Source organism: Mycobacterium sp. E2462, assembly GCF_001672685.1.
In the GTDB taxonomy this organism is placed as follows: domain Bacteria; phylum Actinomycetota; class Actinomycetes; order Mycobacteriales; family Mycobacteriaceae; genus Mycobacterium.
In genome coordinates, this window is record NZ_LZKC01000369.1 from 1 (window position 1) to 24690 (window position 24690).

A 24690-nucleotide genomic window follows, 5' to 3' on the forward strand; every position below is an offset into this window, starting at 1 on the left:
GAGCAGCGTGGCGAAACCGGCGGTGTCGTCCTCGGCCGCCGCGAGCGTGGCCGGCGCCGCGCCCGGGGTGCCGGCACGGTTGGCCACCCGCAGCGCCGCGCCGACGGCGGCGGTCAGTTGCGGGCGCGGCGTGGTGACGACGGGAACGCGGAAGTGCCGCGCGAGCGCGGTGGTGACGGTGGGCAGGTTCGCCCCGCCGCCCACCGAGACCACCGCCACGAGGTCTCGAATGTCGTTGCGCGCCAACGTGTCGTCCAGGACGGCGAGACAGCGCTGCAACGCCGGGCGAATGGCGTCGTCGAGCTCGGCGCGGGTGAGCCGGGTGTCGTCACGGGTTCCCGTCAACCCGTCGGTCACGCCGGTGGCGGTGCTGATCGACAGCCGCTCCTTGGCGCTTCGGCAGCCCGCCCGCAGCCGGCTCAGCGACCCGATGGCCGCAGATCCGGACGCCTCGAACGAGCCAGTGCTGGGCATGTTGGCGACGACGACGCTCAGCAGCGCCTGGTCGATCAGGTCACCGGAGAACTCGGCGAACCGCACGGTCGGCGCCACGGCCTGGAAGTCGCCCCCGGCGCCCATCAGCGTGATGTTGGTGCCCGTGCCGCCGAAGTCGCACACCACCACCGTTCCCTCGGCGGGCAGGCCCGGGTTGGTCCGCACCGCCAGCAGCGCCGCCGCGGCGTCGGGGATCAGCAGCAGCGGTCGCGGGCGGTTCGACCATTCCGGCACCTCGCCGAGCGCGGTGCCCAGCGCGTCGACCGCCGCGGAGGTCCAGTGCGCGGGATAGCTGACCGCCACTTTCTCGGGCAGGGGCCGGCCCCTCGTGGCGGCGTAGGCCAGCGCCCGCAGCGCGTCGGCCAGCAGCGCCTCGCTGCGGTGCACCGAGCCGTCGCTGGCGACGACACCCCGGGGGTCGCCGACGCGGTTGACAAAGCCGCCGATGACCAGGCCCGGGCGGCCGAGCCGGGGGTTCTCCGCGGGGACGCCGACCTCGGCGGCGCGGTCGCCGTAGAGCGTCAGGACGGGTTTGCGGGTGAGGGCGTTGTCCGCGGTGGTCGCCGCCAAGGTGGTGGCACCAATCGACAGGCCCAGCGCGGGCCCCCCTGCATCGACCATCAGCTTCATCCCCGTCTTCGCCAGCACGCGCCCACACCAAGCTAGCCGTTATTGTGCCGGTAAATCCTGTATCGCGCGTCAGCGCAACCTAGGTGCGCGCTGTGCGAGGTCAGCGGATACTGCCGGCCCCCGCGATCAGCGGGAGGTCGAGCGGGGTGACCCAGCCGGGCCGCAACTCGTTGACCGCCGGCACCGCGTTAAGGGCCCGAATCCCCGTCGCCAGGCATCCGGCGGCGGCGGCGTCGCGGCCGGAGCCGTCGGTGAACCGGAACGCCGTCTCCTGGAAAACGCTTGGCGTGCCGTCGATTTCGACACGATAGACGTCGTCGTCGTGCCCGGACGGCCAGTCGGGTGCGGCGTCGCGCCCGATCCGGTTGACGTGCTCGAGCTGGATGCGCGTCTGCCCTTTGTAGACCCCGTTGATGGTGAACCGTACCGCGGCGACGTGGCCGGGTTTGATGACGCCGCGCGCGGAGGTCCGCTCGGTGGGCGTGACCCACTTGTCCCAGGTGGTGGTGATCTCGTCGAGCATGATGCCGGCCGCATGGGCGATCATCGGCACCGTGGCGCCCCACGCGAAGATCAGCACGTCACGGTTTTCCAGCATCGGGCTGAACTCCGGCTCGCGGCCGATGCCCATCTCGACCTCGTAGTCGCCCTCGTAGTTGGTGTAGTCCAGCAGTTCGGACGCCCGGACCCGGCGCACCTCCGAGCACACGCCCATCAGCGTCATCGGGAACAGGTCGTTGGCGAAGCCGGGGTCGATGCCCGTGGTGAAGCAGGACGACTCCCCCAGCTCACAGGCCTCGGTGATCGGCCGGATCCAGTTCGGCGGGTTGAGGTGCATGGTGGGCCACACCCACGGGGTCATCGCGGTCGAGCAGACGTCGATGCCGGCCCGCAGGAAGCGGGTGATGAGGGCGATGTTGTCGTCGGCGTGCATGGCGGTGGGGCCGTAGTGCACCAAGGCGTCGGGCCGCAGCGCGATCAGCGTGTCGACGTCGTCGGTGGCGGCGATCCCGATCGGCTCGGCCAGCCCGCAGATGTCGCCGACGTCGCGGCCGACCTTGTCCGGGTTGCTGACGCCGACGCCGACCAACTCGAACACCGGATGCTTGACGATCTCCGCGATCACCATCTTGCCGACGAACCCGGTGCCCCAGACCACCACGCGCTTCGAGCCGTGTTCCGCCATCTCGGTCAAACCACCTTCCGGATCCCCAGCCCCCGCTCGGCTTCACAGTAAGCGGGAGGCCGAACGGTAGAAAGGGCGGGCGGCGCGCACTGCTGGACCGGCATCGCGCAAAGCGCTTCCGCGCGGTCCCGGGGGGTGTAACGATGAAGCCATGACGAAGCGTCTCGTGCGGCCCGCGCTGCTGTTCGCCGTCGGCGTCGGGTTCGCCAACGCCTGCGGCGCGGCCCAGGCCCTTCCCCAGATGCCCACGATCCGCTACGAGGTGAGCGGGCCCGCCGCCGCGGAATTCATCTACTACCAAACCGACGCGGGACAGCTGCACGAGGTGAACGCGCCGCTGCCCTGGTCCACGGAGTTCACCGGGTTCGGCGGGCAGGTGCTGACCATCAGCGCGCAGGGGCCCGGCCCCATCTCCTGCAAGATCTTCGTCGACGGCAACGTGGTGGCCAACGCCACGGCGACCGCGGGCAGCCCCGCGCGGACCGTCTGCACGCACTGACCACCGAATCCCGCGTCCCCAGAGACGAAGGAGGGTCCGAATGAGCCTCAAGATAGGCCCGCGCAGCGGGCTGGCGTCACGCGAGAACGGGACGCCCCCGCCGCCGGTCCCGCTCGGCGACATCCACTTCGAGTCGCTGGATTTCTGGAGCCTGGACGACGACGTCCGTGACGGCGCCTTCGCCACCCTGCGGCGCGAGGCGCCCATCTCGTTCTGGCCCGCGATCGAGGTCGAGGGATTCGAGAGTGGCCAGGGTTATTGGGCTTTGACCACCCACGACGACGTGCATTACGCCAGCCGCCATCCGGAGGTCTTCTCCTCCAGCCCGAACATCACCATCCCGGACAACAACCCCGAGATCGCCGAGTACTTCGGCTCGATGATCGTGCTCGACGATCCGCGCCACCAGCGGTTGCGCTCGATCGTCAGCCGCGCGTTCACCCCTAAGGTGGTGGCGCGCATCGAGGCGTCGGTGCGGGAGCGGGCGCGCCGGCTGGTCGCCTCGCTCATCGCCAACCACCCCGACGGGACGGCCGACCTGGTCAGCGAATTGGCCGGTCCCCTGCCGCTGCAGGTGATCTGCGACATGATGGGGATCCCCGAGGAAGACCACCAGCGCATCTTCCACTGGACCAACGTGATCCTGGGCTTCGGTGACCCCGACCTGGCGACGGACTTCGAGGAGTTTCTTCAGGTCGCGATGGACATCGGCGCGTACGCCAATGCGCTGGCCGAGGACCGGCGCGTCAATCACCACGACGACCTGACGACCAGCCTGGTGGAGGCCGAGGTCGACGGCGAGCGGCTGTCGTCGTCGGAGATCGCGTCGTTTTTCATCCTGCTGGTGGTGGCCGGCAACGAGACCACCCGCAACGCGATCAGCCACGGGGTGCTGGCCCTGTCCCGCTACCCCGCCGAACGCGACAAGTGGTGGTCGGACTTCGAGCGGTTGACACCGACGGCGGTCGAGGAGATCGTGCGGTGGGCCTCCCCGGTCGTCTACATGCGGCGCACCCTGACCCGCGACGTCAAGCTCAGCGGCACCAAGATGAAGGCCGGTGACAAGGTCGCGTTGTGGTACAACTCGGCCAACCGCGACGAATCGAAGTTCGCCAATCCGTGGCTCTTCGACGTGGCCCGAACCCCCAACCCGCACTTGGGATTCGGCGGCGGAGGCGCGCATTTCTGCCTGGGCGCGAACCTGGCCCGCCGCGAGATCCGGGTGGTCTTCGACGAACTGCATCACGAGATCCCCGACCTGGTCGCCACCGCCGAGCCGGCGCGGCTGCTGTCCCAGTTCATTCACGGCATCAAGAGCCTGCCGGTGGCCTGGACCCCGCCGCGCCGGTAGCGGTTATCCGCCACACGTGGTTCGCGCTGGGCAACCGGGCTTACTCTGTCCCCCGTGACCGTCCCCGCCTTTCCCGCTCCCGAGGTGCTCGCCGCCCGGGAGAAGCTGGTGCTCGACCACTTTCACGACGAGGTTCGCCAGGACTGGGACGACGTCCTGGCGACCTTCCCGCATCCGCGCTACGAGCTGATCCCGCAGCTCCTCGTCCACGACGGTGACGCGGCCGTGCGCGACTACTACGCGTACACGCGCACCGCCTTTCCCGACCAGGATCACGAGATCATCGCGCTGCGGCACAGCGCCGACGCGGTCATCGTCGAGTTCTTCCTGATGGGCACGCATTTGGGTTACCTGGGCAAGGTGCCGCCGACCGGCAGCCGGTTCCGGGTCCGCATGACCGCCTACTTCGTGTTCGACGCCACCGAAACGCTTGTCTGCGAGCGGATTTACTTCGACACGTTGACCATGATCAAGCAGCTGCTCGGCGGGCTGGACTTCAAGCGACCGGCGAATTGGTGGCTGGCCGCCCGCTGCGCGCGGGGATTTTTGTCGATGTCCTCGGAGAAGCCGGACCCGGCGCTGATCGCGCCGACGCCGGGGGCCGCTAGCTGAACGAGTAGTCGGTAAGCGGGAAGCTGTCGGCTTCGCGTACCGAGTTCAGCGTCGTCGTCGGCCGCAGCAGCGAGGCCTCGCCGCTGGGGCTGAAGTAGTAGGACCGTGACGTCGCGCAGTTGCCCGAGTAGAACACCGTGTTGTCGAGCAGCTTGGTCACCCGGTCGAGGAACCGGGCGTTGGCTTCCTCGGTCACCTCGAAAGTGGTTGCGCCCCTGCGTTTGAGCTCACCGAGCAGACGGTTCATGTGCCGCATCTGGTATTCGATGGTGTGGAAGAACGACAGGCCCGAGAAGGCGAACGGGCTGGCCAGACCCAGGTAGTTCGGGAAGTACGGCACCGACACGCCCTGGTAGGCCTGGAATCTGGTCTCGCGCCACCACTTGCCGAGGTTGCGGCCCTTGCGGCCCACCACCTCGATGGCCGGGAAGTTGGCCTCCCACAGGTCGAAGCCCGTCGCCAGCACCAGGGTGTCGATGACGGTCTTGCGGCCGTCGACGGTGACGATCCCGTCGGGCTCGATCCGTTCGATCGAGGTGGTCTCCAGGTGCACGTGGGGCTTGGTGAACGCGGGATAAAACGTGTTGGACAGCGTCGGCCGCTTGCAGCCACAGTCGTAGTCCGGGGTGAACTTGGCCCGCAGTTCCTTATTGCGCAGCCACCGGAACCGGTTGATCTTGGCCAGGTCGGCGGCCGAGATGTTCCCGCGACCGCGGGTCTCCCGGTGGTGCAGCGCCCCGACGACCATGATGATCTCCAGGATCACGTCGGTCACCCACCGCAACGCCCGCTGCGCCACCGGCAGCCGCCCGAACAGGCGGCGCACCGCCTCCGGGAACTCGAAGTCCGGCTTCGGCATCACGTGGGTGGCGGTGCGCTGGTAGACGGTCAGGTCCCCGGCCTGTTTGGCCAGTTCGGGGATCAGTTGGACCGCCGAGGCGCCGGTCCCGATCACGGCGATGCGCCGCCCCGCGTAGTCGTAGTCGTGGTCCCAGGCGGTGGTGTGGACGATCTTGCCCTCGAAGCCGGCGATCCCCGGGATGTCGGGCAGGCGCGGCTGCGAGAGGAATCCCGTCGCGGTGATCAGGAAGCGGGTGGTCAACGTGTCGCCGCCGGCGAGCGCCACCCGCCACACCTCGGCGTCCTCGTCCCACTGCGCGCCTTCCACCGTCGTGTTGAAACGCATGTGGCGGCGCACGTCGTATTTCTCCGCGACGTCCTTGGCGTACTGCTTGACCTCAGCGCCGGGCGCGAACAGCCGCGACCAGGTGGGGTTCGGCTCGAACCAGTAGGAGTAGGTGGTCGACGGAATGTCGACGGCGATGCCCGGGTAGTGATTGACGTGCCAAGTGCCGCCCAGGTCGTCCTCGCGCTCAAGGATGAGGAAGTTGTCGTACCCGAGACGCTTGAGCTGGATCGCGGCGCCGATGCCGCCGAAGCCCGCACCTACGATGATGGCGTCGAAACGGTTCGTATTCACTGCCTGCTCCGTGCTTACGCTTTTCTCAGTGGTTTCTACTGGCGAGTACATAAACTTTCTCTAAGATACGCAACTCTAATAGCGCATGCACGCCGACGCAGCCGGGCTTTGCCCGCATGTGACCTTCGTGACAGCCCAACCGTGACCTGGTGGTGCAGCCGCGGGTAGACGCCGCCAGAAACCCGTCATGCCTGGTCGGCGGCGATCTGGCATGACCTGCCGCATCCGCGGGGCGAGCAGGAGTATCCCTACCAGGCGGTGGACTTAGCACGCGCATTGCCTGCGGGCGACCACTTCTCGAGGCCCCCCGCGCCCGGCGTCGCCGTCATCGCAGCGAAGCCCGTCTCGCGCGTGGCTATGTCGTCGCCCACTTCAGGCCGGTGTGTCGGACCCCATTAGAGTCGGTTCGGTACCCTAAAAGTTCGGGACCAAACGACAGCTACAGGCGGATTTCGGTGCGTGACCCAACGACGCGAGCACGCCGATGCGCGGCGCGACGAGCGCGATCACACGGTGGCGCGGCGCGTAACGCCAGTTACAGGAAACTCCAAGGAACGGTCGCAGAATTCAGAGTTTGAGAGGGGTCGGCATGGGCAAGTTGTCCGGCATGGTCGCACGTCACGTCATTCGTTCCCTTGTACCCGCAGCAGCCGCAGTGTCCGCCGTCGGCGCGTCCGTCCTGGTCGGCTCTGCTCTCCCCTCCGCATCCGCCCAGTGTCCGGACATCCAGGTGGTGTTCGCCCGGGGCACCGGTGAGGCGCCCGGCGTTGGGCCGACCGGCCAGGCGTTCGTCGACGCGCTGCATCAACGCGTCGGCAACAGGTCCTTTGACGTCTATCCGGTGAACTATCCCGCCAGTGATCAGTGGGCAACTGGGGTGGACGGCGTTCGGGACGCGGGTGCGCACGTGGTGTCGATGGCGCACGACTGCCCCAACTCCCAGATGGTGCTCGGCGGCTACTCGCAGGGCGCGGCCGTGATGGGCTTCGTGACCTCGGCGGCCGTCCCCGACGGCGTCGACCCGGCGACCGTGCCGAAGCCGCTGGATCCCGCGGTGGCCAGCCACATTTCGTCCGTCGTGCTGTTCGGCATGCCGAACGTGCGGGCGATGAACTTCCTCAACGAGCCGCCGGTCGTCATCGGCCCGATGTTCGACGCTAAGACCGTCAAGGTGTGCGCCACCGACGACCCGGTGTGCTCCGACGGGCTCAACTTCTCGGCGCACAACAGCTATGTCGACGACGGCTCGATGATCGACAAGGGCGTGGCCTTCGCCTCCAGCCACCTCGGCCTGGGCGGTCCGCCGCCGCCGGCGCCGGTCGCGGCCCCGGCCGGCAGCGGCTTCGGGGGCTGACCGGCCGCTAGGCGGGCATCTTGCCGAGGATGGAGTTGGTGAGCGACACGGTGGCTTGCTGACTCTCGGCGGCGGTCGGCGTGGTGGAGCAGGTGAGGACGTCGACGACCACGTTGAGCTTGGCGGCGACGGCGTGGGTGCAGGAGATCGGCACGGTTGTCTGCGCCAGCAGTTGCACGGTGCTGATGCCGTTGCCGGCATCAGCGGGTGAGGTGATGGTCATCGGCCAGGTCTTGCCGTTGGGCCAGGTCGCCTTGATAGTCGAGCCGCCGCATTGACGGAAGGCCGACTGCAGCTTGGCCAGCTGCGCCTGAGCCGCGGTGGCGTCCCGATACGCCGCGACGCCCGCACCGGTGTTCCACTGGTGATAGACGTCGTGGCTGTCCACAATTTCCCGGGCGGAGAACCCGGTGAATCCCGATCCGTCGTATCCCTCGGGCGCGCTGGACTCCTCGACGGGCCAGCATTCCGGCCGCTCTAGTTGGCCTCGCGGGTCGTCGGCGGTGGGTTGGTGCAGCGTCCGCCTGGTGGTCATCGTGCGGTCGCCCGTGGTGTTTTCGACGTCCTCGACGCTGGGCAGCAAACCGTCCAGGTCGGCGGGGGCCACCGCAGGCGGCGGCGCCGTAGTCGTCGTCGTGGTGGCGGTCGTCGTCGTGGTGGCGGTCGTCGTCGTGGTGGCGGTCGTCGTCGTGGGCGTCGGCGCCGCCGCCGGCGTGGTCCGGGGCAGCGTGGCTTCCACGATCAGCGCCACCACCGCGACAGTGATGAACACATAGGACAGGGTGGTGCCGATCAACGCCCGGTCGCGGCCCCTCTGTCCGGTCCGACGGATCTGCACCAACCCCAGGTGCCCGAAAAGCGCTCCCGCGGGGGCGAACACGAACGCGAAGATCACCGACAGCGTCGCCAACACGTTGACCTCGTCGCGCGACGGGGCCGGCGGCGCAGCGGCCTGCTGCGGCGGCGGAAAAGGGCCCGCGTTGAAGGGGTTGCCGCCGAACGGGTTTGACATCTCTCAGCCCGGAATCTTGCCGAGGATGGCGTTGACAACCGCCAGGGCGGTCCGGTGGGCGTTGTCTTCGGAGGAGTTGGTGAATGCGAACACGTCGGCGACCACGTTGGATTTCTGCGCGATCGCGTGGACGCCGAACGCCGAGATCCGCCCGGGCGCCGCTTGTTTCATCGTGATGGTCGAAATGCCGTTGACCGCATCGCTGGGGGATCCGATGGTTACGGTGTCCTGCACATTGCCCGGCCAGGTCTCCTGCGTCGTGGCACCCCCACACCGCCGCCAAATGGCGGTGACATTCGCCAGCTGTGTATGCGCCGCGTCATTGCCGGCGTACGCGGCGACCCCTTCACCGACGGACCACTGCAATTGAGAGTTGGGCGATGTGTCCTTGAAATCGGACTCGGAGAATCCGAGGAGGGGACTGGCGTACACCGTCGGGTCACCTGAACTAACGGCACCCCAACAGTCCGGTCGGTCGATGATCGCCCGCGGCACAGTGATGGTCGGTCGGTGATATGACGCGGCACCGCTTATCGCGTCGTCGCCGGTCATCGTCTTGACGTCGTCGAGGCTGGGCAGCAGGCCGTCGAGGTCCGCCACGACCACGGCGGTCGTCGTCGTGGGCGTCGGTGGCGTCGTCGGCGCCGCCGCCGGCGTGGTCCGGGGCAGCGTGGCTTCCACGATCAGCGCCACCACCGCGACAGTGATGAACACATAGGACAGGGTGGTGCCGATCAACGCCCGGTCGCGGCCCCTCTCCCCGGTCCGACGGATCTGCACCAACCCCAGGTGCCCGAAAAGCGCTCCCGCGGGGGCGAACACGAACGCGAAGATCACCGACAGCGTCGCCAACACGTTGACCTCGTCGCGCGACGGGGCCGGCGGCGCAGCGGCCTGCTGCGGCGGCGGAAAAGGGCCCGCGTTGAAGGGGTTGCCGCCGAACGGGTTTGACATCTCTCAGCCCGGGATCTTGCCGAGGATGGCGTTGACGATGTCGAGCACCGCTTGCTGGCCACGGTCGGTGTCGACCAGGACGACGTTGATGTCGGCGACCACGTTGCCCTTGACGGCGATCGCGCGGTCGTTGCGCGAGCGCATCAGCGGGCCTTGGGCCGTGAGCACCATGGTGGTGATGCCGTTTCCGGCGTCGGCGGGCACGCTCATCGACACGAGAACCGGCTTGTCCTGCTTGCCGGGCGGCGGCAGGATGTTCATCGTCGATCCCCCACACCGCCGCCAGATCGACACCAGGTTCGCGTACTGGCGTTGCGCCCCCACCGCGTCGCGGAAAGCCATCAGCGACTGTCCGGCCTCGCGGATGGCGGGGGCGTTGCTGGCGTCCTTCAACACCTGCTCGTAGTAGCCGATCAGCGCTTGCATGTCGGTGTCCGGGGCGCCGCCGCCCATCACCGGCCAGCATTCGGGCCGGTCGACGGCGGAGCTGTCGGAGGCCGGGGCCAGCTGATAGCTCGGCGGCAACGCCACCAAAGCCGGGTCGTCGACGAACCTTTCGACGTCGGCCAGGCTGGGCAGCAGGCCCGGCAGCCCGCTCGGCGTCACCATGCGCGCCGTCGCGCCGGTCGTGGCCGGGGCCGTCGTGGTGCTGGGTGCGGCCGTCCGAACCGGGTTGTCGTCGGGCCGGGTGAGCCATGCGATCAAGGCCACCACGGCCAGGGTGATCACCGCGTAGGAAAGGATCAACCCGACGATGGCGCGGTCGCGGCCGGCCTGACCGGTGCGCCGGATCTGCCGGAGCCCGAGGTGACCGAACAAGGCTCCGACGGGGGCGAAGACGAACGCGAACACCACCGACAGGGTCGCAAAGGTGTTGGCGCGCGGGCGCATCGGCGGGGGTGCGGTGAAAACCGGAGGGGCGCCGGGAAATCCACCGAATTGGTGGCCACCACCGTACGGGTTGGGGCCGTACGGTTGCTGCGGATTGCTCATCGTGCGGTCCTCATCAGCCCGGGATCTTGCCGAGCACGTAATTGACCACGTCCAGGGCGGCCCGGTGTGCCCGTTCGGACGCGGTGGCGCTCGCGCGCACTTCGACGAACACGTTGTCCTTGGCGGCCATCGCGAGGACGAATCGCACCGGCTGCCCCTGGGTGCGGACCTCCATGGTGACGACGCCGCCCCCGGAATCAGCGGGCGGATCGACCGCAAATCCGACCGTGCGGTGCGTGTCCGGATAGGTGAGTTTGAGGCCAGCGCCGGCGCACCGCGCCCAGGTCGACTGCAGGTTGGTCAGTTGGGTGCGCGCCGCCGCCGCGTCCGCGAGCGCGGCGACCGACTGGACCGAACCGCGTGGGTTGCCGGCGTTTTGCAGGTCGAAGTAGCCGGTCATGAAGATGCCCTGAACGGGTTGGACCGTGTACACCTCGCCGACGCCGACGGCAACGGTGACGGCGCAGTCGGGCGGATCGTAGCCGGCGTCTTTGGAATTCAGCGGCGCGAGCTGGCGCACCGGGTCGTCGCCCTTCAGGTTCTGGTCACCGGCGATGTTTCTGACGTCGTCGAGGCTGGGCAACAGTCCCTCGAGATCGGCCGGCGCCACGGCAGGAGGCGGTGGCGGCGCGGCGGCGGTCGTGGTCGCGGTGGTGGTGGATGGCGCGGCGGTCGTGGTGGCCGGGGCGGCGGTGCGGGCGGGCGGCGCGTCGGGCAGGACCGAGCCGACGACCAGGGCGACCACCGCGGCCGTGAGCACGACGTAGGACAGCGTCACTCCCACCAGGGCGCGGTCGCGGCCCCGCTGCCCGGTCCGCCGGACCTGCGCGAGCCCGAGGTGTCCGAACAACGCACCGGCGGGGGCGAACACGAACGCGAAGATCACCGACAGCGTCGCCAGCGCGTTGACCTCCTCGCGCGGCGGCGCCGGAGGTGGTTGCGGCGGCAACCCCGGAGCGGGTCCCGTCTGGAACGGGTTCGGACCGAATGGATGGCTCATGCGCTCAACCCCGCGCTACAGGACGCCGAAACTGGACGTGACCCAACGGACCGGGTCGACACACCGGAACGGTGCGATGCCCCGCGCGTGCAGCCGCTGGCCGCTGGGCGGCTGCCCCAGAGCCGACACGACGAAGAACCGGTGCCGCAAGCGCCTTGGCGTCGAAGGGTTTTCGACCGCGGCGATGATGGACCCGGCGTTGAGCCGGGTGAGCAGGCTGCGCACCTCCTCGTGCAGCAGCTGCCCGTCGTTGTCGTCGTAGAGGACCGAGTCGGACGGGTCACGCAGGTAGGCGGCCCCCGCGTTGGACATGACCATGCTCCACTCGGACCCGTCGACGTCACGCAACGCGCGCAGGGCGTCGAACTTCGACAAGATGACGGCCAGGCGTGGCTCGCCGCCACCGATGGCCATCATCACGTTGTTCAGCACGTCACGCGGGTCACCGCCGCTGACGGTCTGCGGCGGCAGCAGGTCTTGCAGTTGGTCCCGAATGGATTGCACGCGAAGGGGATCGAACATGAAGAACACGGCTTCGGCGTTGCTGAAGAACCGAAACGGTGCCGAATGCAGGTTGCCCGACTCCATGTCCTCCCCCGCGACGTCGCGCAGCACCAAATAGCGCTGCACGCCGTGCCACATGCCCAGGCTGAAGATCAGCGGCTCACGCTGGGTGGACGTCTGGGTCATCATCGTCGGCGTCGGGGGGATCAGGCCGCGCTGCACGTACAGCGGCGTCTCGTAGTGCGTGGAGTAGGCGGTGGCCGTCGAACGAGTCGCCGGCGTCATCGCGAAACCGAGTTGCTCGCAAAGCAATTGGAGCTGCCGAACCAGGACGCCGATGTAGAGGCTCTTGCCGGTGGCGCGGGCGCCGGCCATCGCGATGCAGTAAGCCTGCCCGTCGCGCCACCGCTCGGGCAGCGTGAAATGGCAGGTGGGACAGATTTCCAACACCGGGCCGCGCAGCGCCTGCCCGGCGAGTTGCGGCGGTGGCGGACCGGCGAACCCGGGCGGCCGGTCCCACCGGAACATCGGCCCGATGTCGGCCTGCGCGCCCAGGAACGCCGAGCCCACCTCGTCGAAGTAGCGGGGCGAGCCGCTGGCGGGGGCCAGGGTCCATAGGTGGTGGTCGGGGTTGAGGATGGCGAAGCAGCGCGGGCACTTCGTCATGGTCACCTGGGCAACGGGGGCGGTCATGTCAACGCCCGCACGAGCCCGGCCGTCACCTCGTCGAGCACCGGGGCGTGCGCCAGCAGCTCCGCGGTGGCGTCCTGACCGGGGCGCGGGGCCGGCAACCGCGGCCCGCTGACCCGCCGGTCATCGGACAACGCCAACAGCGCGAAACCCTGGTGTATCCCCGAGGTCGGGAAGTCCGAACACGCCACGGTGGCGACGTCCTCGCGCAGCCGCGACCAGCGTGCGCCCGCCGACCAGCGAGGCCGCGCCTGGCGCACCGCGTCCGCGAGCCCCGTCGCCGCGGCGGACACCTTGGTGACGTCCGCGCCCACGAGCACCGCCGCGACGTCGCGGAACCCTAGCGCGTCGGCCACCCCCGTCACCACGTCGGTGGCCGCGGCCGCGCTGCCGTCGGCGAACCAGGGCCGCATCGACGCCGAACTGTTGAGTGCGACAACCAGATCGGCGTTGGCCCGCCTGCGGTCCCGCCCGATGAGGCGACGCGCGGAGGTGCGCGCGGCTGCGGCCAGGGGGCTCAGGGCCGTGTCGGCGGTCGCGGTCACCACCACCTCGATGTAGGGGCCGACCGGGCGCAGTTCGGCGAAGACGACCGTGGTGTCCCCGCTGACGTCGACCGGATCGAACAACACCTGGACGGGGTCCGCCTCGCCCGGGATGTCGTGGGCGATGGCCAGATGCACGACGGTTCCCGGCCCGAATTGGGTGGAGAACGCCGGCCGGACCGCGACCGTCAGCGGGCCGGCGAGGGACGGCACCACGACGTGCTGGGGGCTGGACCGCACGACGGGCTGCGCCGGCGCGGCCTGGATGTCCAGGGCGGCGTCGTGCACCGCGCCGCTGATGGTGATGGACAGCGGACCCGCGGGGATATTCGCGCGTTGATTGCGGGCGGTGAGGGCGTAGATCGGCATCAGCGAGTCCTCCACATCTGCGCGGGTGGCGCGGCCAGAGGCGGCCGGCCCTCGGTGCGGCGGGACAGCAACGCGTGCACCGCCTTTCGGTAGCGGCGCGGCGCGGACCCGTCGGCGCCCGTGCCGGCCATGCGCAGCATGGCCGCCAGCACGCTCTCCTCGGCGTCCTCGCCGACGTACCCTCCGTCGACCAGCCGGGTCACCGCGCCCGCCACCACACCGTCCACGCCGTCGCCAGGCGCGTCGGCGCGTAACAGGCTGGCCGCCACCACGTCCGGGGCGGCGATCACGCCGCCGTCGACCAGGGCCAGCAGCCGCTCGGCGGCCGAGGCGGCCACAGCCTGGTCGGCGGCCAGCGGCCCCACCCGGGCGGGGCGCGGCTGGCCGGCGATGACGGCGAGGGCGCACAGCACCGTCAGGCGCACCGCGCAGTCGTCGTGGATGCCGTTGGTGGCGAACTCGGCCAGGGCCGTGTCCCACAGCTTGGCGTACGCCCGCTGGTGGCTGGTGATGTAGCCGCGCTGCACCCACTCCGCGGCGCCGACGACACGCACCGCCGCGCACGCCACCGCGAGGTCGTCGGCGTTCGCGGTCACCACCGCGTCGGCCAACTCGGTGAGCGCTTCGCCGTCGGGCGCGCCCAGCAAGGTGGGCAGCAGCGCCGCGGTGCTCAGCGCTGCCCCGCCGACCGCGAGCAGTTGCACAGGTTCCCAAACCCGGCTGGCGGCAAGCTCATCGCGGCGCGGCGACGCGGTGGTCGCCGCCCACCACAACTCCACGAAGGGGTCTGCCCCGCCGCTCGAGGCGGTCCGCTCGCCGTGCATGCCACGGACGGCCGCTCGCGTGAACGCGGCGTCCCAGGGCCGCGCGGCGCGCAGCTCGGCGGCGGTGGGCATGGCAGATCCGTCGGCGAACCAGTCCAGCACGGCGTCGCTCAGCGGTCCGTCGGCGTGGGCGCGCAGGGTCGCGGCGGCGGCCGCTATCCGGGCCTCGGGCCCGACCCGCGGGCCGAGCCGTCGCGCCAGCGTGGGGCCGGCAGCCGGGTCGGCCAATTGTCCCGCCACGTGTGCCGTCAAGGCGTGGCCCAGACGCTCGTCGTCAATTCCGCTGCGCAGCAACAGATCCGCCAACTTGAGCAGTCGTTGCGGGTCGCCCGTCGCGCCGGCGCGCTGCAGCGCCGGGCCGAGGGCGTCGGACACCGGCGCGGGAACGCGGCGGCCGTGATAGGTGCGTGGGCCCACCGGGATCGGCCCCAGTTGGTCCAGCCAGGTGTCGTCGCCGACCGCCCGGCACAGATAGGTCAACGCGGCGTGCTCACCGGCGAAGCCGGGCAGGTCCTGCTCGGCCGCCTTCCACGCGTCCGCCGTGGTGTCGCCGACCAGGGCCGAAAGCGATTCGTCGACAAGGGTTTCCGCTTCAGAACCGGGCGTGATGCCGGCCGGTGAATGGGCGGCCAGCACCGTGCGGGCCTCCGGATGCGCCGCGGCGAAGTCCTGGTCCGCGGCGATCGTGACGGCCAGCGGCCAGGCGGGGTGCAGGCCACGGTCGTCGGTCTGGGCGGCGTAGCGATCGAGGGTGTCGAGAACGGTGCGCGCCGAGCGTGGGTCGAGCAGCGCCTCCTGCGCCATCACCGACCACGGGGTGACCTCGATGGCCTGACCGGCCGCGGTGCGGTGCGGGTCACCGCCCAACTCCCCCAGCGACAGCGTCGCGGTTTCGTCGATGACGACGAAACCGTCTGCGAGGCGGTCCAGGTCACCGACGGGCACCGCGGCCAGATGCGCGATGGCGTGCTGGGCGGGGCCGAGCTGGTCGGCGCGGTCGAATGTGCTGAAGTTGAGGGTCGCGGCGGTGCCCGGGGACATCAGGAAGCTGACCAGGCCGATCCACTGCGCGGCCGTGTGCACCGACAGGGTGCCCAGGGCGACGGGCGGGCCGCCGTCGAGGGCCGCCGCGACCGCGTCCAGCAGCCCCAGCAGGGTGCCCAGCCGCCAGGTGTCGGTGTCCAGCGCGAACGCGACGATGCTGTCCTTCGTGACCGCATCGGCGGCGCCCGGCGGCTCGGCCGGCAGGACGGCGCGCCCCACGGCCGCGGAACCGAAGGGCCGCAACCAGTCGGGGGCGCCCCACCGCTGGATGGGCCGCAGCCGCGGCGCGGCGTCGGGCGCCCGGTCCAGCAGCACGTGGGCGAAGACGTTGCCCGGGCGGCCGGTGCTGTCGGCGCCCGCGGGCGACGTGTGCCAGTAGCCCGCGGCCGACGCGTCGGGGCCACCCCACCGGCGGTACTCGAGCCGGCGCGGCGCCGCGTCGAGCTGCTGCTCGCTGGGATAGTCCGGAAGCGGTTCCACCAGCGGGAAGACGGTTTTGACCGCCGACACCAGCCGCTGCGTCTCGTCGGGCGTCAGGTCGCCGGTGGTCTGCTTGACCTGCCAGCCACCGGCGCCCCCGGGCCGGTCGAAGCTCGTGTACGCCAGCTGGCCGAAGCGGGCCGTCATGGCGCCACCGGGTTCAGCCGCAGGTTGTAGACGGGCGGATCCAGCAGCGCGATGGTGCGCAGCCGCGCCGCCGACGGCGTGTTGACGAACAGCCGGATCCAGCCGCGCCGCCCGCGCAGATCCACGGCCCAGGGCTCTGCGGTACCGGCGGTGGTCAGCGCGGACCAGCGCAGCTCCTTCGACGGCGTGGCCGCCAGGCCGCCCTGGGCGTCCAGCGGTGCGGCGTCCAGCGCCTCACCGTCGGTGGGCGACAAAGGAATTCGGTCCGGGTGGTTGATCAACACGAACGCCGGGGACCCCGGCACCTCGTATTCGGAGCGCATGAAGATGGTGGCGTGCGAGGGAAAGCCTTGCGGGTCGCGGTTGAGCCGCACCGCGTATTGCAGCCGCAGCAGACCCGCATACTCGAGGCTGCGCACCGCCCCCATCGCGCGGCGCCCGGCCGAGAAGGCCACCGGCGCCAGGTGCAGCGAGCAGCCGCCCACCGGCAGCTTGCCGTTGGGCAGTTGCAGGCCGCCGTACTTCTCGTACTGCTCGACGGTGATCTCGTAGGACGTCCCCGTCAGGCCGTTGCGCGGGTCATAGCCCTTGGGCGCCAGGTACACCACGACCAGGGCGGCGCCCTGCGGCCAGTCGAAGGTTAGAACCTGCTTGTTGCAGTACTCGGCCAGCTCGACGTCGCGGATGACGCCGGTGCGCACCGAGCCGACCGTCTTGCCCACCAGCGCCCGCCCGGCTAGCACGGTGACCGGGGTGAAGTAGGCGCGGCTCCACTCCGTCGGCCACGAAACCCCCGACATCATCGACCGCGGCCGCCCACCGGAATCGAGGCGCTGCGTGATGGGCTGGGTCAGCCTGAGCTCGGGCGTCAGCCCGATCTGTTCGAGCGCGGATTCCGGCAGTTCCGTGACGTCCGCACCGGCGGCCGGGCCGGTCTGGCTGCGATAGATGACCACCTCGCCCGCGGCGGGCGGTTGCCACGTCAGCTCGAAGCTGTCCGACGAGCCCGCGGCCGTCACCGAGAGGTCGCTGACGGGCGCCAGCACGGCGGCGATTTCGGCATCGGCGTCGACGGGCGCCGACAGCCGCAGCACGCCGTCCACAGGCACTGCGGCCCGAATGCGGTAGACGTAGCGCTGCCCCGGCACCGCGTCGGCGTCGACGAAGCCGGCGCGGTTGTCCCTGTCGAGCAGGATGCGGTGCTGCGGTCCTTCGCGGCCGGCCTCGTCGGCCAGCACGCGGGAGACGAACACCGTGCTGACCGCGGGGTACACCGTCCAGCTGCCGATCACGGTGCCGTTGTCCTGGCGGACCACGCAGTCGCGTACCGGGCTGACCAGCACCCCTTCGGCGTGCTTGATCGGCTGCGCCGCAAGCGCTTCCGACTGCGTCTGGCCGACGTTGACCCACACCTGGTAGTAGCGCACCGCGGCGGTGTGCGGGGCGTCGTCGGCCGCACCGGTTCCCGGCGTCACCGCGATCAGGCGGGCCCGGTCGGGGGAATACGGCGCGTTGTCGTCCTGGCTGACCAGTCGGTAGACCACGACCGCGCCGGCGGCCGGGTACGCGGGCCAGGTCAGCTCGCAGCCGGCGTCGCCCTCTGCGCCGCGCCGCGGGCGAACCGTGACGGCGGCCACCGGGCCGGCCTGCTCGGCGAAGGTGTATGCCGCGAAATCGGTTGCCTGCAACTGTAAGTGGTCTGCAGCCGCGGGGGTTTCACCCGTCGCGGTGACGGCGGTCGACTCGCGGTCGCCGGGTTCCACGGCCGACAGCGGCGCCGGCCGGTGGTGCCGGCCGGGCTCGGCGTGCGAATCCACCTCGGCGAGAACGGCTGCCAACTCCTGGGCGTACTCGGCGACCGACCCGGGCAGCATCGCCCGGATCTGGTCGACGTCGGTGCGCCCGGAACGCAGGATCAGCCGCAGGTGCGTCTCCTTGAAACCCGCCTTGGAGACCTTGCCGGCGTCGATGAGCCGCTGCCGCCAGGCGATCAGGGCGTCGAGGCGGCGGTCGTCGGCGTCGCCGGTGTGCTGCGGATCGGGCATCTCAGAACACTAGATCCCCGCCGGGCGGCACGTCCCGGTGGTCGGTGTGGGTGATTACTGAGGTGGCGTCGGTGTCGAGGGCCGACGGTGCCGCGACGGGCAGCTCGAACAGCGCGAAGTCGTAGGGCGCCAGGCCGTCGCTGGCCTGGACCACCGCCGCCCGATATCCCAGCCCGGTGCGGGTCAGCGTCGCGGTGTCGATGGCCACCGCGCTGCGGCCCGCAGTCATCGCCGCGTCGGTGAACACCGAGCCGTCGAAGGGGGCGGCGTGTCCCGGCCGATGGTCGACGACCCCGGCCGAGAACTGGCCAGCCGGAATATGCTGGCCCGCCGCGGGGGCCAGCACGGCACCCGTCAGCGCGGATCCGACGCCGTCGTCGCTGGCGAACATCTGCTCGACGCGCTGCCACAGCGCGTCGGCTCCGGTGGACTGGACGTGCCCGGCGGCCACGGCCTCCGACCATTGGTCCAGGCCGGAGCCCGTGCGGAACCCCGGCATGCGGTAGAGCATTTCGGGTTCCTCCCGCAGCCGGGCTGCGGCGTGGCCGACCATGTCCTGCCACGGCTTGGTCAGCCAACCCAGCGAATAGAGGCGGCGCTGAATGGCGTGGGCCGCGTCGTCGGCCCGTTCGGGACCGGGGTCGGCGACACCGATCTGCGCGCAGCGCGGCAGGCCGTCGGCGATCAGCGGGGCGGTCGGGCGTCCCGCGGGGGCCGGGCCGAACGGCGCGCGCAGCACCGGTCCCAGCGCCCGGCACCACGACAGGAACTGCCCGTAGGCGGTGGACAGCCGGCTCACGTCCTGCAGCGCGTTCTGCAGGTTCGCGTGCATCAGCTCGAGCCGGTTCTGTTGCGATTTCTGCAGATTCATCAGCGTGAACAGGTCACGCTGGGCGAACAGGAACAGCGCCAGCGAGACCAGGATGTAAAGCCCCAGCAGCACCCCACCGGTGACCAGCGTGAACGTCCAGCCGGCGAATCCGGCGACGGCGACGCCGGTCAGCACGACGAGCACGCCGAGCGTCGCCCAGGTCAGGGTCGCGAGGATGGTGCTGATCGCCTGCTGGCGGGCGCGCACCCGTTCGTCGATCGAGATTTCGCCGGCGGCGCGCTGGATCTGCTCGGCGATCTGCGCGACCTCGGCGCGGGCCCGGCCCAGGAAGTCGGCCAGGATCGAACCCGCCTGCCAGGCGTAGCTTCTCGACGCGTGCTGCTGCCAACGATCCAGCTCGGTCGACGCGCCGCGGGCCTCCACCCCGGCAGCGGGATCGGAGTAGGCGCGTTGCAGCCGCTGCCGCAGATCTGCGACGCCGAGCACGTCGGCCGGCTCCAGCTCGCTGACCCCGATGACCGCGGCGAGCGACGTCGGGATCGCGGTGAACCGGTCCGCGCGGCTGGGCACGACGTCGGCCGCGTTCGCCAAAACCCCGACGCCGGAACCTACGTGAATGGGCTCGAGTCCCTTGGCGCGGCGCCCGCCGTCGGCGAGGGTGAGCGCGCCGTTGACGAAGTCTGTCCACAGCGGGCTCAGGTCCTGTTGCGCGAGGTGGCCGCCGCCGCCCGGTCCGCCGAGGGCCGCGTTCAGCGAGTCGGCGCTGCGCCCCAGGTCCTGCCAGTCGGCGGGCTGGTTGCTGGTGACCACCGAGAACGCCGACTCCCGCCCGCCGAAGACGGTGCCCTGCACGGTCGAGGCGAGCACCGCCGACACCGAGCCCTTGACCGCCGACAGCCACGCCGACGGCGCGTTGCGCAGCGCGCCGCCCATGAACCGCAGGAACATCTTCAGCGCCGCCCAGATGGAGATCGCCTGGGTGGGCACGGCGTCGTCGCCCAATCGGGCACCGCGCAGCACGTCGCGATGCTTGGTCCACAGCGCGCGGGCCATCGCCTGGCCGGCCGCGGCCACGTCCTCGAGGTAGAGCACCGGCACCTGGCCGCCGTGCGGCAGCGGCAGCCGACCGCCCGGGTCGAACAACCGCGCCCGCAGCCGCTTCTCCACGTCGGCGGTGTCGAGGCTGCGGTAGAACGCCCGCACGGTTCGCACGGTCTGCCCGGGAAGAATCTCGACGCTGTCGAAGGGCGTCTGCTGCACGTCGGCCCACAGCCCGGCGATCGCCGCCACCACCGGCGCGGCGCGCTGGGCCAGATCCAGCGGCTCGGCGAGCTGGCCCCAGGGCACCGCGCCCAGCCCCGGCGCGGGCGAATCCTCCGGCGCGACAAGCAGGTTGTGCCACCCCTCGACCACTACCGACAGATCGGACTGGCTCGCTGCGCCGCGCCCGGTGGTCAGTAGCATCCGCAGCAGCGTCACGCCCGCGCCCCGCGCGGTGCTGCGCACCACCTGCTCGACGTGTTGCTCGGCGGCCAGCGGCGCCCGCTGCTCGGCCGGGGCGTCGAGGGGCACCAGCACCGCCACCCGCACCCGCTGATACGGCTTGGCACTCAGAACCTGTTGCAGCACAACAACTTCGGGCCTGCCGTCGCGAACCATCGTGGCGGTCGTGGCCGGTCCGCGGGCGTCGTCCGCGTCCACCCAGACGAAGGCGCCCAGCAGCCCGGCGGCGCTGTAGTCGTTGAGCACGCCGATCAACTCGTCGGTGTGGCGATGGGGCGCCACGAGGACGGTCAGGGCGGCGTCGGCGGGAGCGGCCATGGTCAAAAGGTCCCGCCCTCGGGAATCACCACGGGTGCGCCGCCGTCGTGCACCGGGCGCCCGGCCGCGTCGGCGCCGGCCGCGAGCGCCTCGGCCTCGCGCTGGATCAGGTCGATCAGGCCGCCGGTGGCGGCGTACACGTCGGGGGCCAGGTCGCGGAAGATCGGGGTGTTCGACGCGGTGGTGCGCGTCGGCACCGTGGTGAAGGCGCCGCCGGGCGTCGCGCCCGGCATGTCGGCGGGCAGGTATTGGGCGGCGACGTCGCGAATGGTGGTCAGCCATTCGACCGCCGCGGCGGCCCGCGCCTCGGCGGTGGGGGCGTCGGCGATCCCGGGCACCCGCGACTGCACGCCCGGCGTGCCGGCGCCGGTACGCAGGAACTCCCGCAACAGTTCCTGCGCGGACAACGCGACGATGCCGCTGCGCGGGTCTTGCGAGTGCGCATCGTAAAGTTCCCGCAGCACGCTGTAGGGTCGCAGCGACCGCATCACCGGCGGTTCGTGAGACTGCGCGATGGCCAACAGGATTGACTCGAGCACCGCGGGCAACCAGTCGTAGGACGCGGTGAAGGCCGACGGCGGGGTGAGCAGCGGGTTGGGGAAGTTCAGCCATTGACCGCTGTCCCCGTCGTAGATGCGCACCGGCTCGGTGAACGGTGACGCCGGGATCTGGATGCGCCCCAGCAGCTGACCCACGAACCAGCCGGCCGTCATGGCGCGGCGTTCCTCGTCGGTCATCGGCAGCGACGCCGGCAGCGGGCGGGAACGCCGGAACCGCCAGAACGAGCCCCGGCCCGGGCCGGCGGTCTGCGCCCACTGCTGGGCGGCCGGCTTGAGCACCGAGTCGAACGCCAGCGGCGAATAGTTCGGGTAGGACCCGAAGATGTCGATGCGGGTCACGCTGTCCTCGTCGGACAGCGAACGCCCGTAGTTGTCCTTGCTCGCCTGGTCGATGCGCGGATTGTTGCGCAGCACTTCGAACAGGTCCTTGTCGACGGGTTGGCCGGCGAAGGGAATCTCGGAGAACTTGTAGCGGTACTCGGTCTGCTGCCCGGGATGAACCCGTTGCAGCGCTTGGTCGTTGACGCTGGCCAGCGGCCGCGCCAGGGACAGCGCCTCGGCAAATTTGGTGGCGATGTCGCGGCGGCGGCCCACCAGCTCCGACTCCGACGCGCCGGCGCCCTGGACGTAGTCGCGCAGCGACACCTTGCAGAACTCGGCGAAGGACTCCCCGGGCCGCTCGACGTACAGGCGGGCCCGGCGCAGCAGCTCCACCGGCCGGGTGTGGATGTCGAACTGGGCGATCGACGGGACCCGCGCGCGGCCGGTCTCCGGGTCGGTGCCCAGCGCCCGGGTCACCCAGGTGGCGGTCCGCTCGATCAGCCCGCCGGGCGCGGCCACGCCGCCGGTGGTCTGCCACTCCCCCGAGATCACCCGCACGGTGGCCTCCTCGATGGCCGACTGCAACGGGATCATCGCATTGGCCCCGGCCACCGCCTTCGGCAGGTCCGCCTCGTAGCGGCCCTTGAACGCCGTCGAATTGATTAGCAGCACTTCGTTGTTGGCCTCGGCGAACCGGCTGGGCACCAGCTCGTCGGCGTCGGCGGGCCAGGCGGCGTACTGATCGGTGGACAGGCGGGCCAGCCCGACGTCGGTCGGCGGCTCGGAGCGGGCCTGCTCCAGCTGGATCATCGCCTCGCTGAGCCGGTCGCGCAGCGGCACCAGCAACTCGATGCCCAGCACCCGCATCACGTCGGCGATCCGGGTGGCCGCGTCGGCGAACAACTGCCGGCGCACCGTCGCGCGGAACCCGTCGAGCACGGCCGCGACCACCTGGTCGGCGTTGGTCATCACGCCGTGCAGCGACCGCAGCCCGGCGTCGACCTGCGGGGAGATCGCCACGATGTCCGACGGGCCCATGGTGCCCAGGCTCGCCACGCCGGCGGACAGGTGGTCGTCGATGTGCCGGCGCAGCTGGTCGACCAGCTCGCGGGCGAACGGCAGGCCCAACCCTGCGATGGCGGCGCCGACCACCTTGTCGAGGCGGCCGGCGAAGTCCTGGTGCCACTGAAACGCCAAGGCGTAGGCGGCATCCGCGCACGCCCGGGTCAGCTCGGCGCGCCGGTTGAGCACGGCCTGGCGCATCATCGGCACCCACTGCTCGGCGGCAACGCCCTCGGGGTTGGGCAGCTGGTTGCGCAGCTGCCGGTCGATCAGCCCGTTGACCGTGGCGGCGACGGTCTCCGCGGCGAAGGCCTGGGTGCCGATCCAGCGGCCCAGCTGGCTGACCCGGGTCTGCTCGTCACCGGCGCTGGGCGGCAGACCCAGTTCGCCGCACAGCACCGCCCACTGGCTGGACAGCAGGGAGTCCAGTTGCTCGGTGCTCGAGGCCGGGTTGCCCTTCTGCATGTGCCCCTCGAGGAGCTTGTCGACGCAGCTGCGGGCCAGCCGCTGCGCGGCGTATTCGGCGTAGCGGTCACGGCCCATGCTCAGGCTCGAGAAGCCGTAAGTGCCCCAGGGCAAGACGTCCCACGAGGAGATGCCCCAGCCCAGCAGGTCGCGGTCGCCGACGGGCGAGGCGGTGTTGCCCAGGTCGTAGGCGACGAATTGGTCGCTGGCCCGGCCGCTCATCATCAGGCCGGCCAGCCCGCGGGCCAGGCCGCGGTACACGGCGTACTGCGAGCCGTCACCGAACAGCGTGCGGTCGGCGCCGATGTAGCGGCCCACGGGGAACACCCGCGCGAACGGAATCGGTTCCCCCTCACCGTGATGGTGGCCCAGCGCCCGCAGGATCCGGACGTCGTGCTCGCGGGCGGCGCCGGCCTGGCTGGCCACGATCTCGCCGAGCATCGCCAGCGCGTTGGCTCGCACGCCGATGATCGCGCTCTGCGGCAGCGAGTCGAAGATGTCGGGGGTCACCATGAACACGCCCATCAGCCGGGGGTCCAGGCCGGTGACGAGGGTGAGCAGCCGGCACACGTCGAGCGCCATGGAGGCGCCCGCGCCGCCGGCCATCGACGACACCACCAGCACCAGGGGCGGCTCGTTGGGATCGAAGCGGCCCATGCCGGGCACGTCGACGGTCGACATCTCCGAGATGGTCTCGACGCGAAACAGCCTGTCCCACGCGGCTTGCAGGCGCGCATGGATCTCGGCGGCCTTGCTGAGCGTGATCATTCGTCCGATCGCCCGGTATTGCCCGGCCCCCGCCGAGATCGGGATCGACACCTCCTGGGGGTTGCGAGGGGCCCACGTGGCGATGGTGTCCAACGCCGACTCCGCCGCCAGCCGCTGCGAGAGCGCACCGTCGAGCACGGCGTAGCTGCTGCCCTGCGGGCCGCAGCCGACGTAGCTGCCGCCCTGCGCGGGGACGTTGGCCAGGCCCTCGGGCCCCGACTCCGCCGCGCTGGGCACGTCGATGTGGACGAATTGCCAACCGTCGAGCAGCTTTTCGATCCCCGCGGCGTGCAGCTCGGAACGCAGCTGGTCCATCATCAGGGACAGCGTCGCACCCCCGGAACCGCCACACCCCACTATCAGGAATCGTCGCATCAGGCTCCCTCTCCGAACGGGTCGAATGGATCCGGGTCGAATCGATAGGCGGGTTGCGTCGACTCCGACGGCGGCAGTGCGCCGCCCGGGTCACGCTCGCGCGGTCGGCCGGGATCGGTTGGGTGGTCGTCGTGGTGCGGCAGCGGCGTGGGTATCGGCGGTATCGGCCGTTCCTGCGTCTGCGCCTCGTTGAAGCCGGGCGGCGGTGGCGGCGACTGCTGGCCCGCGTGGGTTGAATTATCCGACAACGCAATTCGTCCCGACGGCGGCTG

General features: G+C 70.7%; 17 protein-coding genes and 1 pseudogene. 4 read left to right on the forward strand and 14 right to left on the reverse strand.

Going from position 1 to position 24690, the window contains the following annotated elements; genetic code table 11:
* Both A5714_RS19400 and A5714_RS19405 read right to left on the reverse strand, forming a co-directional pair.
* A partial coding sequence (locus tag A5714_RS19400) for an Hsp70 family protein (protein ID WP_156747398.1) occupies positions 1-1116 on the reverse strand: 1116 nt, incomplete at its 3' end.
* A 109-nt stretch (positions 1117-1225) separates the two neighbouring features.
* Positions 1226-2311 (reverse strand): dihydrodipicolinate reductase, encoded by a 1086-nt coding sequence (locus A5714_RS19405; protein WP_068287913.1) that lies wholly within the window; start codon positions 2309-2311, stop codon positions 1226-1228.
* A 151-nt stretch (positions 2312-2462) separates the two neighbouring features.
* Here A5714_RS19405 and A5714_RS19410 point away from each other — a divergent pair, with 151 nt between their 5' ends.
* Genes A5714_RS19410 through A5714_RS19420 form a run of 3 tightly spaced genes read left to right on the forward strand, consistent with a single transcriptional unit; the run spans position 2463 to position 4773 of the window.
* Positions 2463-2810, forward strand: coding sequence for an MmpS family transport accessory protein (locus A5714_RS19410; protein WP_068287916.1), 348 nt, complete (start codon positions 2463-2465; stop codon positions 2808-2810).
* A 40-nt stretch (positions 2811-2850) separates the two neighbouring features.
* Entirely contained in the window at positions 2851-4161 is a 1311-nt protein-coding gene (locus A5714_RS19415) for a cytochrome P450 (protein ID WP_068287918.1), read from the forward strand.
* A 54-nt stretch (positions 4162-4215) separates the two neighbouring features.
* Positions 4216-4773, forward strand: coding sequence for an ester cyclase (locus A5714_RS19420; RefSeq protein WP_068287920.1), 558 nt, complete (start codon positions 4216-4218; stop codon positions 4771-4773).
* On the opposite strand, the gene A5714_RS19425 is transcribed toward A5714_RS19420, so the two are convergent.
* Positions 4766-6253 (reverse strand): NAD(P)/FAD-dependent oxidoreductase, encoded by a 1488-nt coding sequence (locus tag A5714_RS19425; RefSeq protein WP_068287926.1) that lies wholly within the window; start codon positions 6251-6253, stop codon positions 4766-4768. The genes A5714_RS19420 and A5714_RS19425 overlap by 8 nt on opposite strands.
* Positions 6254-6842: 589 nt before the next feature.
* Here A5714_RS19425 and A5714_RS19430 point away from each other — a divergent pair.
* Positions 6843-7607 carry a cutinase family protein gene (locus A5714_RS19430; protein WP_068287928.1) on the forward strand — a complete coding sequence of 255 codons (765 nt, stop codon included), beginning with the start codon at positions 6843-6845 and terminating at the stop codon, positions 7605-7607.
* A 7-nt stretch (positions 7608-7614) separates the two neighbouring features.
* Here the strand turns inward: A5714_RS19430 and A5714_RS19435 are convergent, their stop codons facing one another.
* From A5714_RS19435 to A5714_RS27245, 11 genes and pseudogenes are all read right to left on the reverse strand, one after another.
* The gene (locus A5714_RS19435) at positions 7615-8619 is read right to left on the reverse strand and encodes a sensor domain-containing protein (protein WP_068287930.1); all 1005 of its coding nucleotides are present in this window, start codon (positions 8617-8619) and stop codon (positions 7615-7617) included.
* A gap of 3 nt (positions 8620-8622) precedes the next feature.
* Positions 8623-9573 (reverse strand): sensor domain-containing protein, encoded by a 951-nt coding sequence (locus A5714_RS19440; RefSeq protein ID WP_068287933.1) that lies wholly within the window; start codon positions 9571-9573, stop codon positions 8623-8625.
* A 3-nt stretch (positions 9574-9576) separates the two neighbouring features.
* On the reverse strand, positions 9577-10566 hold the full coding sequence (locus A5714_RS19445) for a sensor domain-containing protein (protein ID WP_068287936.1): 990 nt from the start codon (positions 10564-10566) through the stop codon (positions 9577-9579).
* 13 nt (positions 10567-10579) lie between these two features.
* A complete protein-coding gene (locus tag A5714_RS19450) occupies positions 10580-11566 on the reverse strand; it encodes a sensor domain-containing protein (RefSeq protein ID WP_068287939.1) in 987 nt (328 codons plus the stop codon).
* 15 nt (positions 11567-11581) lie between these two features.
* Positions 11582-12736 (reverse strand): hypothetical protein, encoded by a 1155-nt coding sequence (locus A5714_RS19455; protein WP_068287954.1) that lies wholly within the window; start codon positions 12734-12736, stop codon positions 11582-11584.
* A 23-nt stretch (positions 12737-12759) separates the two neighbouring features.
* Positions 12760-13674: a hypothetical protein gene (locus tag A5714_RS19460; RefSeq protein WP_068287955.1), complete on the reverse strand. Its 915-nt coding sequence runs from the start codon at positions 13672-13674 to the stop codon at positions 12760-12762.
* Positions 13674-16169, reverse strand: coding sequence for a hypothetical protein (locus A5714_RS19465; protein ID WP_068287942.1), 2496 nt, complete (start codon positions 16167-16169; stop codon positions 13674-13676). The genes A5714_RS19460 and A5714_RS19465 overlap by 1 nt, the downstream gene beginning before the upstream one ends.
* Positions 16166-18214 (reverse strand): hypothetical protein, encoded by a 2049-nt coding sequence (locus tag A5714_RS19470; RefSeq protein ID WP_068287945.1) that lies wholly within the window; start codon positions 18212-18214, stop codon positions 16166-16168. Before A5714_RS19470 ends, A5714_RS19465 begins: the two co-directional genes overlap by 4 nt.
* Position 18215: 1 nt before the next feature.
* Complete coding sequence (locus A5714_RS19475; protein ID WP_068287948.1) at positions 18216-20867, reverse strand: hypothetical protein; 2652 nt, start codon at positions 20865-20867, stop codon at positions 18216-18218.
* 2 nt (positions 20868-20869) lie between these two features.
* Positions 20870-24418, reverse strand: coding sequence for a tubulin-like doman-containing protein (locus A5714_RS19480; protein ID WP_068287951.1), 3549 nt, complete (start codon positions 24416-24418; stop codon positions 20870-20872).
* Positions 24418-24690 (reverse strand): annotated as a pseudogene (locus A5714_RS27245) (hypothetical protein); the annotation flags it as partial. The pseudogene A5714_RS27245 and the gene A5714_RS19480, both read right to left, overlap by 1 nt.

Bases quoted from the DNA above. Each gene is read 5' to 3' on its own strand.
- A5714_RS19405 (WP_068287913.1), bottom strand. From the start codon at position 2,311: ATGGCGGAACACGGCTCGAAGCGCGTGGTGGTCTGGGGCACCGGGTTC.
- A5714_RS19410 (WP_068287916.1), top strand. From the start codon at position 2,463: ATGACGAAGCGTCTCGTGCGGCCCGCGCTGCTGTTCGCCGTCGGCGTC.
- A5714_RS19415 (WP_068287918.1), top strand. From the start codon at position 2,851: ATGAGCCTCAAGATAGGCCCGCGCAGCGGGCTGGCGTCACGCGAGAAC.
- A5714_RS19430 (WP_068287928.1), top strand. From the start codon at position 6,843: ATGGGCAAGTTGTCCGGCATGGTCGCACGTCACGTCATTCGTTCCCTT.
- A5714_RS19435 (WP_068287930.1), bottom strand. From the start codon at position 8,619: ATGTCAAACCCGTTCGGCGGCAACCCCTTCAACGCGGGCCCTTTTCCG.
- A5714_RS19440 (WP_068287933.1), bottom strand. From the start codon at position 9,573: ATGTCAAACCCGTTCGGCGGCAACCCCTTCAACGCGGGCCCTTTTCCG.
- A5714_RS19445 (WP_068287936.1), bottom strand. From the start codon at position 10,566: ATGAGCAATCCGCAGCAACCGTACGGCCCCAACCCGTACGGTGGTGGC.
- A5714_RS19450 (WP_068287939.1), bottom strand. From the start codon at position 11,566: ATGAGCCATCCATTCGGTCCGAACCCGTTCCAGACGGGACCCGCTCCG.
- A5714_RS19455 (WP_068287954.1), bottom strand. From the start codon at position 12,736: ATGACGAAGTGCCCGCGCTGCTTCGCCATCCTCAACCCCGACCACCAC.
- A5714_RS19460 (WP_068287955.1), bottom strand. From the start codon at position 13,674: ATGCCGATCTACGCCCTCACCGCCCGCAATCAACGCGCGAATATCCCC.
- A5714_RS19465 (WP_068287942.1), bottom strand. From the start codon at position 16,169: ATGACGGCCCGCTTCGGCCAGCTGGCGTACACGAGCTTCGACCGGCCC.
- A5714_RS19470 (WP_068287945.1), bottom strand. From the start codon at position 18,214: ATGCCCGATCCGCAGCACACCGGCGACGCCGACGACCGCCGCCTCGAC.
- A5714_RS19475 (WP_068287948.1), bottom strand. From the start codon at position 20,867: ATGGCCGCTCCCGCCGACGCCGCCCTGACCGTCCTCGTGGCGCCCCAT.
- A5714_RS19480 (WP_068287951.1), bottom strand. From the start codon at position 24,418: ATGCGACGATTCCTGATAGTGGGGTGTGGCGGTTCCGGGGGTGCGACG.